The sequence below is a fragment of the Enterobacter sp. 200527-13 genome (genome assembly GCF_027924865.1).
GTDB classification, from domain to species: domain Bacteria; phylum Pseudomonadota; class Gammaproteobacteria; order Enterobacterales; family Enterobacteriaceae; genus Enterobacter; species Enterobacter ludwigii.
Window position 1 is genome coordinate 358640 of the sequence record NZ_BSCM01000002.1, and the last position, 16051, is coordinate 374690.

At 55.7% G+C, this 16051-nt stretch carries 10 protein-coding genes; 7 read left to right on the forward strand and 3 right to left on the reverse strand.

All coding sequences use genetic code 11. The features are described 5' to 3' along the window. The 3 genes from QMG44_RS10970 to QMG44_RS10980 are packed head-to-tail and all read right to left on the reverse strand — an operon-like array spanning nt 1 to nt 3862. Complete coding sequence (locus QMG44_RS10970; protein WP_086532305.1) at nt 1–2493, reverse strand: TcfC E-set like domain-containing protein; 2493 nt, start codon at nt 2491–2493, stop codon at nt 1–3. Nucleotides 2494–2548: 55 nt separating this feature from the next. Beyond that, nucleotides 2549–3226 carry a hypothetical protein gene (locus QMG44_RS10975; protein WP_014170844.1) on the reverse strand — a complete coding sequence of 226 codons (678 nt, stop codon included), beginning with the start codon at nt 3224–3226 and terminating at the stop codon, nt 2549–2551. A gap of 51 nt (nt 3227–3277) precedes the next feature. Beyond that, a complete protein-coding gene (locus QMG44_RS10980; RefSeq protein ID WP_020883247.1) occupies nt 3278–3862 on the reverse strand; it encodes a common pilus major fimbrillin subunit EcpA in 585 nt (194 codons plus the stop codon). 729 nt (nt 3863–4591) lie between these two features. Here QMG44_RS10980 and QMG44_RS10985 point away from each other — a divergent pair. From QMG44_RS10985 to QMG44_RS11015, 7 genes are all read left to right on the forward strand, one after another. Continuing rightward, nucleotides 4592–5800 (forward strand): MdtA/MuxA family multidrug efflux RND transporter periplasmic adaptor subunit, encoded by a 1209-nt coding sequence (locus QMG44_RS10985; protein ID WP_020883246.1) that lies wholly within the window; start codon nt 4592–4594, stop codon nt 5798–5800. Continuing rightward, nucleotides 5800–8922 (forward strand): MdtB/MuxB family multidrug efflux RND transporter permease subunit, encoded by a 3123-nt coding sequence (locus QMG44_RS10990; protein ID WP_086532304.1) that lies wholly within the window; start codon nt 5800–5802, stop codon nt 8920–8922. The genes QMG44_RS10985 and QMG44_RS10990 overlap by 1 nt, the downstream gene beginning before the upstream one ends. Then, on the forward strand, nt 8923–12000 hold the full coding sequence (gene mdtC, locus QMG44_RS10995) for a multidrug efflux RND transporter permease subunit MdtC (RefSeq protein WP_086532303.1): 3078 nt from the start codon (nt 8923–8925) through the stop codon (nt 11998–12000). Continuing rightward, nucleotides 12001–13416 carry an MFS transporter gene (locus QMG44_RS11000; protein ID WP_086532302.1) on the forward strand — a complete coding sequence of 472 codons (1416 nt, stop codon included), beginning with the start codon at nt 12001–12003 and terminating at the stop codon, nt 13414–13416. It begins immediately after the preceding gene. After that, nucleotides 13413–14816, forward strand: a complete 1404-nt coding sequence (baeS, locus tag QMG44_RS11005; RefSeq protein ID WP_020883244.1) for a two-component system sensor histidine kinase BaeS — start codon at nt 13413–13415, stop codon at nt 14814–14816. Before QMG44_RS11000 ends, baeS begins: the two co-directional genes overlap by 4 nt. Next, nucleotides 14813–15535: a two-component system response regulator BaeR gene (gene baeR / locus QMG44_RS11010; RefSeq protein WP_014170852.1), complete on the forward strand. Its 723-nt coding sequence runs from the start codon at nt 14813–14815 to the stop codon at nt 15533–15535. Before baeS ends, baeR begins: the two co-directional genes overlap by 4 nt. Nucleotides 15536–15670: 135 nt before the next feature. Next, nucleotides 15671–16003, forward strand: coding sequence for a YegP family protein (locus tag QMG44_RS11015; protein ID WP_014170853.1), 333 nt, complete (start codon nt 15671–15673; stop codon nt 16001–16003). Nucleotides 16004–16051: the final 48 nt, after the last annotated feature.

The following is a 16051-nucleotide window of genomic DNA, read 5'->3' on the forward strand; positions in this document are numbered from 1 at the left end:
TTATCTCTGCGCCATCGTGGTTTGCGGTGCACATTTAACATCCCCTACCCACGCAGCGCCCCTGGCTTTTTCCAGATCTAAATCCGCTTCGCAGATATTACCGTTGGCGGACACCAGGGTAATAACGGGATACTTCTTATCAATATCAATGGCGAACTCACCTTTCGCGTCGGTACGCGTTTTGCCAATGTGGTTATGGATGTCCGTATTTGACGCCAGTTCACCATTCGGATATCGCACCCGGCCAAACACGGTCACCATGCTTTTCACCTCAGGTGACACCACGCCGACGTTACCGGGATAAAGGTTAAGCGCCTGTTTACGGCCCGAGACAATGTCAAAACTGTCTTCAGAGTTTTTATCATTCATAATTTCCAGCTTGTATTGCGCGTAAGGCGGGAGTGCAATAAAGCTCGATTTGCCGCTAAGAATATAATTTCGGTTATTTATTTTTGCGGCCAGCTTTCCGTCACCCACAAGATCGGTTTTCACAATAATGCCCGAGCGCTGTCGCTCTTTGCTCAGACCAAAATCGCCGCCCGCCCAGGCAACGGAACCCTGAGAGGAGAAGTTCATATTGGTCGAGTTGTCCGCTGAACGGGTCACCGAAACCGTCCCGCCGTTATAGCGGGTGTCATAACTCAGGTTGCCATTTACAGCGTAATTGTTGTCGTAGTTCTGCTCTCCACTCAGGCGAGTCGAGGCGGAAATGCCTGCAGACGTAATGACGCTATCCTCAAATTGTTTACGCGCGCTGATATTGCCCTGTGTTGCGCCGTAGCGATCGCGTGAAACCCCGACACTCATCCACGAGGCCAGCGGCAGCGATAAATCCAGGCTGACATAGCGTTCCTGACGTCCGTCATCATTCGTATTGTTGTAGTAATAGCGCTGTATCCCGGCCCGTAACCCCACTGTGGCGTACCGTCCCGCATAGAGGGTGGTACTGTAATCCAGGTTCCGGTAGGTATTACCGGAATAGCGGTTTTCGGTCTGGCTAACCGTTAACGTGCCACCGTGCGGAATAAACCGGCTCAGGTTCAATGTTGCGCCAACCGAATAGTTATCCCGCTCCTGCACCGGCAGACGGTTACCGATTTTGCTGTCTTCCCGCGACGCCCACAGCGATCCAAACCCGCCTGGAGCATTAAGACTGGCGCTGCTGACGTTGCGCCATGTTCCGTCGTTCGCCACCAGCGTTTGTGTCCCGACACTGACATATTCGTTGACGTTAAGGGTAATGTCCGTTTCATTGACGGCATTGTCATCAAACCCATAGCCTGTCGTTTTCAGGGTGAGCCCGGAGAGCATTGCCAGGGTTAACGAGGCCGCACCACCCGCAATCCAGGTCTGTTCACTGCCGGCATCACGGTAATGATTGCGCTTATAACTCACGCGGTCGTAATCAAGTGAACCGCCAAAAATTTGCCATGCGACTTCATGCAGGCCTGCGGCCTGCTGGCGGGCAAAAATTTTATTCACCCGACTGACGCGGGTGTTCACCGTCCGGCCATTTACCACGACATCCACCGTGACGTCATACACACCGTAAGGGAACCGGCTGGTATCAATTTCGTAGCTGCCCATGTTGAAGTTCTGAACGCTTAACAAGCGCCCATCACGAAACACATGCACTTCACCGGCAGACGGCAAAAATATGGTTATTGGGATCAAGGACAGGGAGGTGTTTTCAACCACCGTACAGCCTTTATTGCCGTAGCTGACGCCGTAGATCTTGCCGCCATTCAGCGCATTGAGGCTGGCGATCGACTGAACGTTCCAGGTGTCGAGCATGCCCAACGCCAGACGATAACCCTCATAATCGCGCTCATACATGGCACGATACAGTTTGCTGGAGCGGTTACTCTCGCCAATACCATAGACCGAGCCATTGATATTGAGGTGGTGCTCTCTCAACGAGGTGGTGTTATCCAGGGTTAAATAACTGCGAGAGCTGCTGCCATTGCGGTAGTCATTGTAATAGGTGCCAAAGTTGTAATTCAGCACAGTAGACAGTCGATCAACGCTGGACGGTCCCAGCAATGAACTGCGGGCGACTACCGCTTCAGTCAGGGCATCCCGGCTGACAATCATCTCCAGATGAAAAGAGGAGACGTTTAATTTCAGCCGTGCGTCTCGCGAAAGGGCAAGAGAGGTATTGTCGATAAATTTCGCATCGCCTATTTTTTCCACCATCTCGCGCGTTTTCTCTGAAAGCACCGCGTTATTGGGCAAATCGGCAACCATAATGGATTTTACAACGATATTTCCCTCAACCAGCGAGATGACCGCATCAGCAATTTTTTGTTGGCTTTTTGTATCCGTCTCCTGGTAGCGGATATAAACGGGGATCGTCATCCCCTGTTCAAGAGAACGCGCGAATGCCCCTGGAATAACATAATTACCAATCTTAACCGGTGCAGAATGCGCAACCCCTGATGTTAGCGCATAAGAGAGTAATAAACTCCCTCCTATAAGATATTTAAAAGACATACGCATCCTTACTTTTCGGTATTTTTATTACTGGTACCGGAAATGACGCCGTGTATTACTTCACTGTAATAAATTGCTTGCCATGCCAAATCCCAATGCGGGTGCGACTGTTTGACACATCGCTTTTCTGCAATCTTATTTTTGTACCTGGCATGACGTAATAACGCTCGCGACACCCGCGTCCCCGATCCTGTGACGCCTCTTTGCAGGCTCCGTAAGCAATGACCCGAAACGAGACGTTGCCTTTGTTCGTGATGACATCCCCGTCACGACCATATTCGAATCGTTCCTTGCGTGGCGCCACGACCAGAATTGTCCCGATTTCTGCCGACGCCGTCGCAATCGCGGCTTTGCCAGCCTTAGTCGATGCGCTTTCGCTTACGGGTTCGTCAACCCACTGCAGCCGGTAATAACGTTCTTTATCATCTTCTGGCCCTTTATAGAAAAAGCGAAAAACATCTTTCGCATCACCGGGTAAAATAAGGCTCGCCGGTGTAGAAAGTAATTCTCCCGACGTTTCAAATTGCATTTCTGTTCCGTCAGGCAGCGGTGAAGAGAGCCTTTTTACGGTAACGCTCACATAGCGGGCGGAATCAGTGGTGTTGATAATTTCTTTTGATAACGCGTTTTGATCGGCCGTCATTATCGACGTGATATCACCCACATTAATCGCCAGACTGGAAAAGGATACGACCATCCCTGCCAGCGCTGCGAGTGGCAAATATTTCTTCATCAGTGCATTCCTGCGAAATTCGGGAGAGAGCCTCTCCCGAATTAATATTCATTACGCTGGAGTGGTCCAGGTTGCATTGAACTGAACTTTTACGTCACCCGTCCAGTAACCATCCGGCAGCGCAGAATAGTCAGTTACAGCAGTCGAACCGTCAGAAGTCGCTGAAGCGATGGAGAATTTGAAGCTGGACTGATCGCTTACACGCTCAGCGCCGTTATAGGCGCCATCGGCCAGCAGGCTTTCCAGACCTGAAGTGGAAGCCGCATTCACCAGAACGGTTTCGGCAGAGTTAGACAGCGCCTGACCATTCCATGCCACGCCCACATTCAGGGTAGATGCATCACCGCTTGCATTGGTCAGCGTATTGCTGATGACCTGAGCAGTCAGTTCAAAATCAGTTGCACTTTCCTGTCCCTGAATCGTCACATCAAAAGCGCCATCCTGAGTGTTAAACCCATTCAGGCCCTCTGCATACTGGAACGTCAGCGAGTTCAATGGGGTCACGACCAGCAGGCTGGTTGTATCTTTCGTTGCCGTTGCATCCCATGATGCGGTGGCAGATGCCGTAACATCAGCCATAGCATTTGCAGCAGCAAATACAGAAACCAGAGAGGCCACCAGTAATAATTTTTTCATTTTCATCTCCTGAGAACAAACGTACTGCCAGGTGCCATTTAATAAATAACCTGGAAGCTCCATTTAAATGCGAACGGGATTTACCGCGCCGAAAAAGTATTATTTGAATTATGTTTCAGGACAACCAATCGAATGACAAAAAAACCCTCCGTCGTTAGGATTTTTCTCATAATCATTCATGACGAGATCGCTTAAATAAAAACATAAAACCATTTAAATAACATTTTTAAAATAAAAATCTATAATTATCGCAATTTTAGGTAATTTAAACTGTTTTAGCTTTTTGATACAAATCAAAAGTGGTGCATTGAAAGGAATAACAAAAACATATTTCAAATCAAATAAATACGTCACATTGCAAAAAATCATTAGTTTGTTAATGATTTGATAACAAGATGAAAAATATTGGTATAACAGAGAATATTCCGATCCTTACATGATGAATAATGAAATTTTCCTAAAGACAAATTAAATAATAAAACCAATTGTTATCTTTCTCCGTTTCTCACCCGGCAGATAAATAATAAGAATATTTCAGGTGGCAGGGAATATTCCTGGTAAATTATGCACTGGCAATTGATCCGATTTGAAGGCCGCCTTACGCCGCGCCCCTTCCCCTGCCAATCAGACAAATCCAGACAGTCTTCCATATTTCCTCCATTTTTCTGCCGTGTTGCCTGACTAAACTAGTATCATTCCCCGAAGTATTCAGGATGAGAACGTATAACGATGAAAGGCAGTAACAAATCCCGCTGGGCAATCGCCGCTGGCATCATTGTGGTGGCTCTTGCCGCCGCCTGGTTCTGGCACAATCACTCTTCTGACACTTCTGCAGGTGCCAGCAGCCCATCACAGCGTCCCGCGAGTGGCGGGCGTCACGGCATGCGCGGCGGTGCGCTGGCTCCCGTTCAGGCGGCTACTGCGGTAAATAAAGCGGTGCCCCGTTATCTCTCCGGGCTGGGAACCATTACCGCCGCCAACACCGTTACGGTTCGCAGCCGTGTGGACGGGCAACTGATGGCGCTTCACTTCCAGGAAGGCCAGCAGGTTAAAGCCGGGGACTTACTGGCGGAAATTGACCCAAGCCAGTTTAAAGTCACCCTCGCGCAGGCGCAGGGCCAGCTCGCGAAAGACAAGGCCACGCTCGCGAACGCCCGACGCGATTTGGCACGCTATCAGCAACTGGTGAAAACCAACCTGGTATCGCGTCAGGAACTGGATACGCAGCAGTCTCTGGTCAGCGAAGCGCTGGGCACCCTTAAAGCCGACGAAGCCGCCGTGGCCAGCGCACAGTTGCAGCTCGACTGGAGCCGCATCACCGCCCCGATTGACGGCCGCGTCGGTCTGAAGCAGGTTGATATTGGCAACCAGATTTCCAGCGGCGATACCACCGGTATCGTGGTCATCACCCAGACGCATCCTGTCGATTTAGTCTTTACCCTGCCGGAGAGCGACATCGCAACCGTGGTTCAGGCGCAAAAAGCCGGCAAAGGGCTGGTTGTGGAGGCCTGGGATCGCACCAACAAGCAAAAATTGAGCGAAGGCACCCTGCTCAGTCTGGATAACCAGATTGACACCACCACCGGCACCATCAAGTTAAAAGCCCGCTTTAACAATCAGGATGATGCGCTTTTCCCGAATCAGTTCGTGAATGCGCGGATGCTGGTCGCAACACAGGAAAATGCGGTCGTTATCCCGACGGCGGCACTGCAGATGGGCAACGAAGGGAACTTTGTCTGGGTGCTTAACAGTGAGAATAACGTCAGCAAGCATCTGGTGAAAACCGGCATTCAGGACAGCCAGACGGTGGTGATCAGCGCCGGCCTTTCCGCAGGTGACCGCGTGGTTACCGACGGTATTGATCGTCTCACCGAGGGGGCGAAAGTCGAAGTGGTAGAAGGCCAGCAACAGCCTGCTAAGCAGGGAGCGACGTCCTGATGCAGGTTATGCCCCCGAGCTCTACAGGTGGGCCTTCACGCCTGTTTATTCTGCGCCCTGTTGCCACCACGCTGTTAATGGTGGCAATTCTGCTGGCCGGGATTATTGGCTATCGCTTCCTGCCCGTCTCGGCGCTGCCGGAAGTGGATTATCCCACCATCCAGGTGGTCACCCTTTATCCGGGTGCGAGCCCGGATGTGGTGACGTCGGCCATCACCGCGCCGCTGGAGCGCCAGTTTGGTCAGATGTCTGGCCTGAAGCAAATGTCCTCGCAAAGCTCCGGCGGAGCATCCGTGGTGACGCTGCAGTTCCAGCTTACGCTCTCACTCGACGTTGCCGAACAGGAAGTACAGGCCGCGATTAACGCAGCCACCAACTTGCTGCCATCAGACCTGCCCAACCCACCGGTCTACAGCAAAGTAAACCCGGCGGATCCGCCGATCATGACGCTCGCCGTCACCTCCTCCGCCATGCCGATGACTCAGGTCGAAGACATGGTCGAAACGCGCGTGGCACAGAAAATTTCACAGGTCTCTGGCGTGGGGCTAGTTACGCTTGCCGGCGGTCAACGTCCGGCGGTGCGCGTGAAGCTCAATGCCCAGGCCATTGCCGCGCTGGGCCTCACCAGCGAAACCATCCGCAGCGCCATCAGTAACGCCAACGTCAACTCGGCGAAAGGCTCGCTTGATGGCCCAACCCGGGCCGTGACCCTTTCGGCGAACGATCAAATGCAGTCCGCGGATGAATATCGACAGTTGATCGTCGCGTACCAGAACGGTGCGCCGGTGCGTCTGGGCGATGTGGCAACCGTTGAGCAAGGTGCGGAAAACAGCTGGCTCGGCGCCTGGGCCAACAAACAGCAGGCAATCGTGATGAACGTCCAGCGCCAGCCGGGTGCCAATATCATTGAAACCGCAGACAGCATTCGCACTATGCTGCCGCAGCTGATTGAAAGCCTGCCCAGGTCAGTTAGCGTGAAAGTGCTGTCTGACCGGACCACCAATATTCGCGCGTCCGTGACTGACACCCAGTTTGAACTGATGCTGGCGATTGCGCTGGTGGTGATGATCATCTATCTGTTCCTGCGTAACGTCCCGGCGACCCTCATTCCTGCCGTCGCCGTGCCGCTCTCACTGGTGGGAACATTTGCCGTCATGGTGTTCCTCGATTTTTCGATAAATAACCTGACGCTGATGGCCCTTACCATTGCCACCGGCTTTGTGGTCGATGACGCTATCGTTGTTATCGAGAACATCTCGCGCTATATCGAAAAAGGTGAAAAACCGTTAGCCGCGGCGCTGAAAGGGGCGGGCGAGATCGGCTTTACCATTATCTCCCTCACCTTCTCACTGATTGCGGTACTGATCCCACTGCTGTTTATGGGCGATATCGTCGGGCGTTTGTTCCGCGAATTTGCCGTGACGCTGGCCGTCGCCATTCTGATTTCCGCCGTGGTGTCACTGACCCTCACGCCGATGATGTGCGCCCGTATGCTGAGCCACGCCTCCCTGCGCAAGCAAAACCGCTTCTCGCGCGCCTCTGAGCGGATGTTCGAACGCATTATTGCCGCTTACGGACGGGTGCTGGCGAAAGTGCTTAACCATCCATGGGCAACCCTTGGCGTGGCGCTTGGTACGCTGGCGCTCAGCGTTATGCTGTGGATTTTCATCCCGAAAGGCTTCTTCCCGATTCAGGACAACGGCATTATCCAGGGCACGCTTCAGGCACCGCAGACGGTCTCCTTCGCTAACATGGCGCAGCGTCAGCAGCAGGTGTCAGAGATCATCATGAAAGATCCGGCAGTAGAGAGCCTGACCTCGTATGTAGGTGTCGATGGCACCAACCCGTCGCTGAACAGTGCCCGCCTGCAGATCAACCTTAAACCGCTTGACGATCGCGACGACCGCGTGCAAACGGTGATCGACCGCCTGCAAACTGCCGTGGCGCGCGTCCCGGGTATTGAGCTGTACCTCCAGCCGATTCAGGATTTAACCATCGATACCCAGGTGAGCCGTACCCAGTACCAGTTCACGTTGCAGGCCACCACCCTTGATGCACTCAGCACCTGGGTACCGCAACTGGTGGATAAACTCAACGCCCTGCCGCAGCTTTCGGACGTCAGCAGCGACTGGCAGGACAAAGGGCTGGCGGCGTATGTGAACGTCAACCGCGATACCGCCAGCCGGCTTGGGATCACCATGGCCGACGTGGATAATGCGCTGTATAACGCATTCGGTGAGCGTCTGATCTCCACCATCTATACCCAGGCGAATCAGTATCGCGTAGTGCTGGAACACAACACGGAAAACACGCCCGGCCTGGCCGCGCTCGATTCGGTGCGCCTGACCAGCAAAGACGGGGGCATCGTGCCCCTCAGCGCCATCGCGACGGTGGAAGAGCGCTACACACCGCTGTCGATTAACCATCTGGATCAGTTCCCGTCCACCACCATCTCGTTTAACGTACCGGACGGTTATTCACTGGGCGAAGCGGTGGAGTCCATTCTGGCCGCAGAGAAGACGCTGAACTTCCCGTCTGATATTCAGACCCAGTTCCAGGGCAGCACGCTGGCGTTCCAGGCCGCGCTGGGCAACACCATCTGGCTGATTATCGCGGCCGTGGTGGCGATGTATATCGTGCTCGGTGTGCTGTATGAAAGCTTCATTCACCCCATTACCATCCTCTCCACCCTGCCAACGGCGGGCGTGGGGGCGCTGCTGGCATTGATGCTGGCGGGGAGCGAGCTGGACGTGATTGCCATCATTGGGATCATCCTGCTTATCGGGATCGTGAAGAAAAACGCCATCATGATGATCGACTTTGCCCTTGCCGCCGAGCGCGAGCAGGGGATGTCGCCGCGTGAGGCAATTTTCCAGGCCTGTCTGCTGCGTTTTCGCCCGATCCTGATGACCACGCTCGCCGCCCTGCTAGGTGCCCTGCCGCTGATGCTCAGTACCGGTGTTGGTGCCGAGCTGCGTCGTCCGCTGGGGATTGGTATGGTCGGTGGCCTGCTGGTAAGCCAGGTCCTGACCCTGTTTACCACGCCGGTCATTTATCTGCTGTTTGACCGTCTGGCGCTGTGGACGAAAAGCCGCTTCCCGAAACGTGAAGAGGAGGCGTAAATGAAGTTTTTCGCCCTCTTCATTTATCGCCCGGTGGCGACGATTTTACTCTCACTCGCCATCACCCTGTGCGGCGTCCTGGGCTTCCGGCTGCTGCCGGTGGCCCCGCTGCCGCAGGTGGATTTCCCGGTGATCATGGTCAGCGCCTCGCTGCCCGGTGCATCACCGGAAACCATGGCCTCGTCGGTTGCCACACCGCTGGAACGTTCACTCGGGCGAATTGCCGGGGTCAACGAGATGACCTCCAGCAGCTCGCTTGGCAGCACGCGCATCATTCTGGAATTCAGCTTCGACCGGGATATTAACGGCGCCGCGCGCGATGTGCAGGCGGCGATCAACGCCGCGCAGAACCTGCTACCGAGCGGGATGCCGGGCCGTCCGACATACCGTAAAGCGAACCCGTCCGATGCGCCGATCATGATCCTGACGCTTACCTCGGACACCTATTCGCAGGGGCAGCTGTACGATTTCGCCTCCACCCAACTGGCGCAGACCCTCGCCCAGATTAACGGCGTGGGTGATGTCAGCGTTGGGGGAAGCTCTCTGCCCGCCGTGCGCGTGGGCTTAAACCCGCAGGCGCTGTTTAACCAGGGTGTTTCACTGGACGATGTGCGCTCCGCCATCAGCAATGCAAACGTGCGCAAACCGCAGGGGGCCATCGAGAACAGTAGCCACCGCTGGCAGATCCAGACTAACGATGAGCTGAAAACCGCTGCGGAATACCAGCCGCTGATCATTCACTACAACAACGGTGCGGCGGTGCGCCTGAGCGATGTCGCGAGCGTCACCGACTCGGTGCAGGACGTGCGCAACGCGGGGATGACCAACGCCAAACCGGCCATTTTGCTGATGATCCGCAAGCTGCCGGAAGCCAACATTATTGAGACGGTGAACGGTATCCGCGCGAGATTGCCGGAACTCCAGCAGACCATCCCGGCGGCGATCGATCTGCAGATTGCCCAGGATCGTTCCCCCACCATTCGCGCCTCGCTCGAAGAGGTGGAGCAGACGCTTGTGATCTCCGTTGCGCTGGTGATTCTGGTGGTCTTCCTGTTTCTGCGTTCAGGCCGGGCCACGCTGATCCCTGCGGTGGCTGTGCCTGTCTCGCTGATAGGGACCTTCGCGGCGATGTACCTGTGCGGATTTAGCCTTAACAACCTGTCGCTGATGGCGCTGACGATTGCCACCGGCTTCGTGGTGGATGATGCCATTGTGGTGCTGGAGAACATCTCGCGCCATCTGGAGGCGGGGATGAAACCGCTGCAGGCCGCGCTGCAGGGAACGCGAGAAGTGGGCTTTACGGTACTGTCGATGAGCCTGTCGCTGGTGGCGGTGTTCCTGCCGTTACTGCTGATGGGCGGCCTGCCTGGCCGGCTGTTACGGGAATTTGCCGTCACGCTTTCTGTCGCCATCGGTATTTCATTGATCGTGTCCCTCACGCTCACGCCGATGATGTGCGGCTGGATGTTAAAACGCAGCAAGCCACACTCTCAGCCGCGCCGTAAGGGATTTGGTCGCTTCCTGCTGGCGATGCAGGAGAGCTATGGCAAGTCCCTGAAGTGGGTGCTGAAGCATACGCGTATTGTCGGACTGGTGCTGATTGGCACCATCGTGCTCAACGTCTGGATGTACATTACTATCCCCAAAACCTTCTTCCCGGAGCAGGACACCGGGGTGCTGATGGGCGGGATCCAGGCAGACCAGAGTATTTCGTTTCAGGCCATGCGCGGCAAACTGCAGGACTTTATGAAGATCATCCGCGAAGATAAAGCGGTAGATAACGTAACCGGCTTTACCGGCGGTTCGCGGGTGAACAGCGGGATGATGTTTATCACCCTGAAGCCGCGTGACCAGCGCAATGAAACCGCCCAGCAGGTTATCGATCGCCTGCGCGTGAAGCTCGCCAAAGAGCCGGGCGCTAATCTGTTTTTGATGGCAGTTCAGGATATCCGCGTCGGCGGGCGTCAGGCTAACGCCAGCTATCAGTACACGTTACTCTCTGATGATTTAGCCGCCCTGCGCGAGTGGGAGCCTAAGATCCGCAAGGCGCTGGCCGCCCTGCCACAGCTGGCGGACGTTAACTCCGATCAGCAGGACAACGGCGCAGAAATGGCGCTGACCTACAATCGCGAAACCATGTCACGTCTGGGGATTAACGTCGATGCCGCCAACAGCCTGCTGAACAATGCCTTCGGCCAGCGTGAGATTTCCACCATCTACCAGCCCATGAACCAATACAAGGTGGTGATGGAGGTGGACCCGCGTTACACCCAGGACATCAGCGCGCTGGACAACATGTTTGTGATTAATAACGACGGTAAGGCGATCCCGCTCTCTTACTTTGCCAGCTGGCAGCCGGCGAACGCGCCGCTGTCGGTGAACCACCAGGGCCTTTCGGCGGCGTCGACCATCTCCTTTAACCTGCCAGCCGGTTCGTCCCTCTCTGAGGCCAGCGATGCGATCAACCGTGCGATGACCCAGCTTGGCGTGCCGTCCACGGTACGCGGCAGTTTTGCCGGTACCGCGCAGGTGTTCCAGGAGACGATGAATTCGCAGGTGATTTTGATTCTGGCGGCCATTGCGACAGTCTATATCGTGCTGGGCGTGCTTTATGAAAGCTACGTCCATCCGCTGACCATTCTCTCCACGCTGCCGTCGGCGGGCGTCGGGGCGCTGCTGGCGCTGGAGCTGTTCGGCGCGCCCTTCAGCCTGATTGCGCTGATTGGTATCATGCTGTTAATTGGCATCGTGAAGAAAAACGCCATCATGATGGTGGACTTCGCGCTGGACGCCCAGCGAAATGGCAACCTGACGCCAGAAGAGGCCATATTCCAGGCCTGTCTGCTGCGTTTTCGCCCGATCATGATGACCACGCTGGCGGCGCTGTTTGGCGCGCTGCCGCTGGTGATTTCCGGCGGTGACGGCTCAGAATTGCGCCAGCCGCTGGGGATCACCATTGTCGGGGGGCTGGTGATGAGCCAGCTGCTGACGCTCTACACCACGCCGGTGGTCTATCTGTTCTTTGACCGTCTGCGGGTGCGTTTTTCGCGTAAAAACAGAACGACGGTAACCGAATAAATGACCGACCTCCCACGTCACGTGCGCTGGCAGCTGTGGATTGTCGCCTTCGGCTTCTTTATGCAGTCGCTGGATACAACCATCGTCAATACCGCCCTCCCCTCGATGGCAAAAAGCCTGGGGGAGAGTCCGCTGCATATGCATATGGTGATTGTCTCCTATGTATTAACAGTGGCCGTTATGCTTCCGGCCAGCGGCTGGCTGGCGGACAAAGTGGGCGTGCGGAATATCTTTTTCACCGCCATCGTGCTGTTTACCACAGGCTCGCTGTTTTGCGCCCAGGCGAATACGCTGGATCAACTGGTGATGGCCCGCGCGTTACAGGGCATTGGCGGGGCGATGATGGTGCCTGTCGGGCGGCTGACGGTGATGAAGATTGTGCCCCGCGAGCAGTACATGGCCGCAATGACCTTCGTCACCCTGCCCGGCCAGGTCGGCCCGCTGCTTGGCCCGGCGCTGGGTGGAGTGCTGGTGGAGTATGCCTCCTGGCACTGGATCTTCTTAATCAACCTGCCGGTGGGCATCATCGGCGCGATTGCCACCCTGATGCTGATGCCTAACTACACCATGCAGACCCGGCGCTTTGATTTCCTGGGTTTTATCCTGCTGGCGGCGGGGATGGCGATGCTCACCCTCGCGCTTGATGGCCAAAAAGGCCTCGGGATTTCCGCCCTGACGCTTGGCCTTCTGGTGGCGCTCGGCATTAGCGCTATCCTGTGCTATCTCTGGCATGCCAGAGGTAACGAGATCGCGTTGTTCACGCTCGATCTGTTTAAAAACCCCACCTATCGTCTGGGCCTGTTCGGGAGCTTTGCCGGGCGCGTCGGCAGCGGCATGTTGCCCTTTATGACGCCAGTCTTTTTGCAGATTGGAATGGGATTTTCACCGTTTCACGCCGGGTTGATGATGATCCCGATGGTACTTGGCAGCATGGGAATGAAACGCATCGTGGTGCAGGTGGTTAACCGTTTTGGTTATCGCCACGTCCTGGTTGCCGCGACGCTTGGGCTGGCCCTGGTGAGCCTGCTGTTTATGGCCGTGGCGCTGCTGGGCTGGTACTACGCGCTGCCGCTGGTGCTGTTCTGCCAGGGCATAATTAACTCTGTGCGCTTTTCATCAATGAATACCCTGACGTTAAAAGCACTCCCGGATGACCTGGCGAGCAGCGGAAACAGCCTGCTGTCGATGATCATGCAGCTCTCCATGAGCGTAGGGGTGACCCTTGCCGGTTTACTGCTCGGCATGTACGGACAGCATCATCTCAGCGTCGACACGCCGGTCGCCCATCAGGTCTTTTTGTATACCTATCTCAGCATGGCGGTGATTATCGCCCTGCCCGCGTTCATCTTCGCCAGAGTGCCGGATGATACCCGTAAGAACGTCGTTATCCGACACGGCAAGAGGAGTGCACCATGAAATTCTGGCGTCCGGGCATTACCGGTAAACTCTTTGTGGCGATATTTGCCACCTGTATCGTGCTGCTGGTCACCATGCACTGGGCCGTGCGGGTCAGTTTCGAACGGGGTTTTATTGATTACATCAAGCATGGTAATGAACAGCGTTTACAGGGGCTGAGCGATGCGCTGAGTGATCAATATGCCCTGCACGGTAACTGGCGTTTTCTGCGCAATAACGACCGCTTCGTATTCCAGATCCTGCGTTCGCTTGAGCATGATACCGGTGACGATCGCCCGGGCCCCGGGATGCCGCCGCACGGCTGGCGCACCCAGTTCTGGGTGATAGACCAGGATATGCGCGTACTGGTTGGCCCGCGCGCGCCCATTCCGCCGGATGGCACAAAGCGGGCGATCACAGTGAATAACGCCACCGTCGGCTGGGTGATCGCCTCGCCGGTTGAACGCCTGACGCGTAACACCGATATCAACTTTGATCGCCAGCAGCGCCGCACCAGTTGGTTGATTGTCGCGCTCTCCACCCTGCTGGCCGCGCTCGCGACCTTCCCGCTGGCCCGTGGCCTGCTCGCGCCGGTTAAACGGCTGGTGGAAGGGACGCATAAGCTGGCCGCCGGGGATTTCTCCACCCGCGTCGATACCCGTAGCCAGGACGAACTCGGCAAGCTGGCGCAGGACTTTAACCAGCTCGCCAGTACCCTGGAAAAAAACCAGCAGATGCGACGCGATTTTATGGCCGATATTTCCCATGAACTCCGCACGCCGCTGGCGGTGCTGCGCGGCGAGCTGGAAGCTATTCAGGACGGCGTGCGTCAGTTCACTCCCGAATCGGTGGCCTCGCTGCAGGCGGAAGTGGGCACGCTGACCAAACTGGTCGATGACCTCCACCAGCTCTCCATGTCGGACGAAGGCGCGCTGGCCTACCAGAAAGCGCCCGTCGATGTGATAAACGTGCTGGAGGTGGTAAGCGGTGCCTTCCGCGAACGTTTCGCCAGCCGCAACCTGAAAATCGATCTCTCACTGCCTGACAGCGCCGTGGTGTTTGGCGACAAAGACCGCCTGATGCAGCTGTTCAACAATCTGCTGGAAAATAGCCTGCGCTACACCGACAGCGGCGGTGGCCTGCATATTTCCGGCAAACAAGAAAACGGGCATTTTGCCCTGACCTTTGCGGATTCCGCCCCCGGCGTGCAGGATGCACAGCTGGAAAAACTGTTTGAGCGATTTTATCGCACCGAAGGCTCCCGCAATCGCGCCAGCGGCGGGTCCGGTCTGGGACTGGCGATTTGCGTAAACATCGTCGAGGCCCATAATGGCACGATCCGCGCCGCCCATTCGCCTTTTGGCGGGGTAAGCATTACAGTAGAGTTACCTCTGGAACGGGATTTATCGAGAGAAGCATGACCGAGTTACCGATTGACGAAAACACGCCACGCATTTTGATTGTCGAAGACGAGCCGAAGCTCGGGCAGTTACTGATCGACTATTTACGCGCGGCAAGCTATGCCCCCACGCTTATCAGCCATGGCGATCAGGTGCTGCCTTATGTGCGCCAGACGCCGCCGGACCTGATCCTGCTGGATCTGATGCTCCCCGGAACCGATGGCCTGACCCTGTGCCGGGAAATTCGTCGCTTCTCGGACGTGCCGGTGGTGATGGTGACGGCGAAAATCGAAGAGATCGACCGCCTGCTGGGCCTCGAAATTGGCGCGGATGATTACATCTGCAAGCCATACAGCCCACGTGAAGTGGTCGCGCGCGTAAAAACCATTCTGCGCCGCTGTAAGCCCCATCGTGAACTGCAGGTACTGGACGCGGAAAGCCCACTTATCGTCGATGAAAGCCGCTTCCAGGCGAGCTGGCGCGGCAAGCTGCTGGATCTCACCCCCGCCGAATTCCGCCTGTTGAAAACCCTCTCCCACGAGCCGGGGAAGGTCTTCTCCCGCGAGCAACTGCTGAACCGTCTGTATGATGATTACCGCGTCGTGACTGACCGTACCATCGACAGCCATATTAAAAACCTGCGCCGCAAGCTGGAAGCGCTCGATGCGGAGCAGTCATTTATCCGCGCGGTGTATGGCGTGGGTTACCGATGGGAAGCGGATGCGTGCAGGATAGCCTGAGCATTTAGCTTACCGAACCCGCCTGCTGGCGGGTTTTTCATTTCTGGAAAGCAACGAAGAATCAACCATACTCACATTACCGGTTCGCTTATTGATAACTGGTGCAGATAATTCCACTTCGTTCAAGGAGTTCCTATGTCTGGTTGGTTCGAGTTAAACAAAAGCAGTGATGGTCAGTTCAGGTTTGTTCTCAAAGCAGGAAACGGAGAAACGATCCTGACCAGTGAGCTTTACACCACCAAAAATTCCGCCGAAAACGGTATCGCCTCCGTTCGCACCAATAGCCCTTCTGATGAACGTTATGAGAAGAAAGTGGCCACCAACGGTAAATTCCACTTCAATCTGAAGGCCGGGAATCATCAGGTTATTGGCAGCAGCCAGATGTATGCCTCGGAACAGTCGCGAGATAAAGGCATCGCGTCGGTCAAAACTAACGGTTCAAGCCAGACGGTAAAAGACAATACCTGACGACACGCCTCCGGCCGGGTTAGCGATGGTACGACCCGGCGCTTTACC

What these genes read in the sequence shown, in the direction of transcription:
- QMG44_RS10970 (WP_086532305.1), bottom strand. Translation starts at nt 2,493, where the DNA reads ATGTCTTTTAAATATCTTATAGGAGGGAGTTTATTACTCTCTTATGCG.
- QMG44_RS10975 (WP_014170844.1), bottom strand. Translation starts at nt 3,226, where the DNA reads ATGAAGAAATATTTGCCACTCGCAGCGCTGGCAGGGATGGTCGTATCC.
- QMG44_RS10980 (WP_020883247.1), bottom strand. Translation starts at nt 3,862, where the DNA reads ATGAAAAAATTATTACTGGTGGCCTCTCTGGTTTCTGTATTTGCTGCT.
- QMG44_RS10985 (WP_020883246.1), top strand. Translation starts at nt 4,592, where the DNA reads ATGAAAGGCAGTAACAAATCCCGCTGGGCAATCGCCGCTGGCATCATT.
- QMG44_RS10990 (WP_086532304.1), top strand. Translation starts at nt 5,800, where the DNA reads ATGCAGGTTATGCCCCCGAGCTCTACAGGTGGGCCTTCACGCCTGTTT.
- mdtC (WP_086532303.1), top strand. Translation starts at nt 8,923, where the DNA reads ATGAAGTTTTTCGCCCTCTTCATTTATCGCCCGGTGGCGACGATTTTA.
- QMG44_RS11000 (WP_086532302.1), top strand. Translation starts at nt 12,001, where the DNA reads ATGACCGACCTCCCACGTCACGTGCGCTGGCAGCTGTGGATTGTCGCC.
- baeS (WP_020883244.1), top strand. Translation starts at nt 13,413, where the DNA reads ATGAAATTCTGGCGTCCGGGCATTACCGGTAAACTCTTTGTGGCGATA.
- baeR (WP_014170852.1), top strand. Translation starts at nt 14,813, where the DNA reads ATGACCGAGTTACCGATTGACGAAAACACGCCACGCATTTTGATTGTC.
- QMG44_RS11015 (WP_014170853.1), top strand. Translation starts at nt 15,671, where the DNA reads ATGTCTGGTTGGTTCGAGTTAAACAAAAGCAGTGATGGTCAGTTCAGG.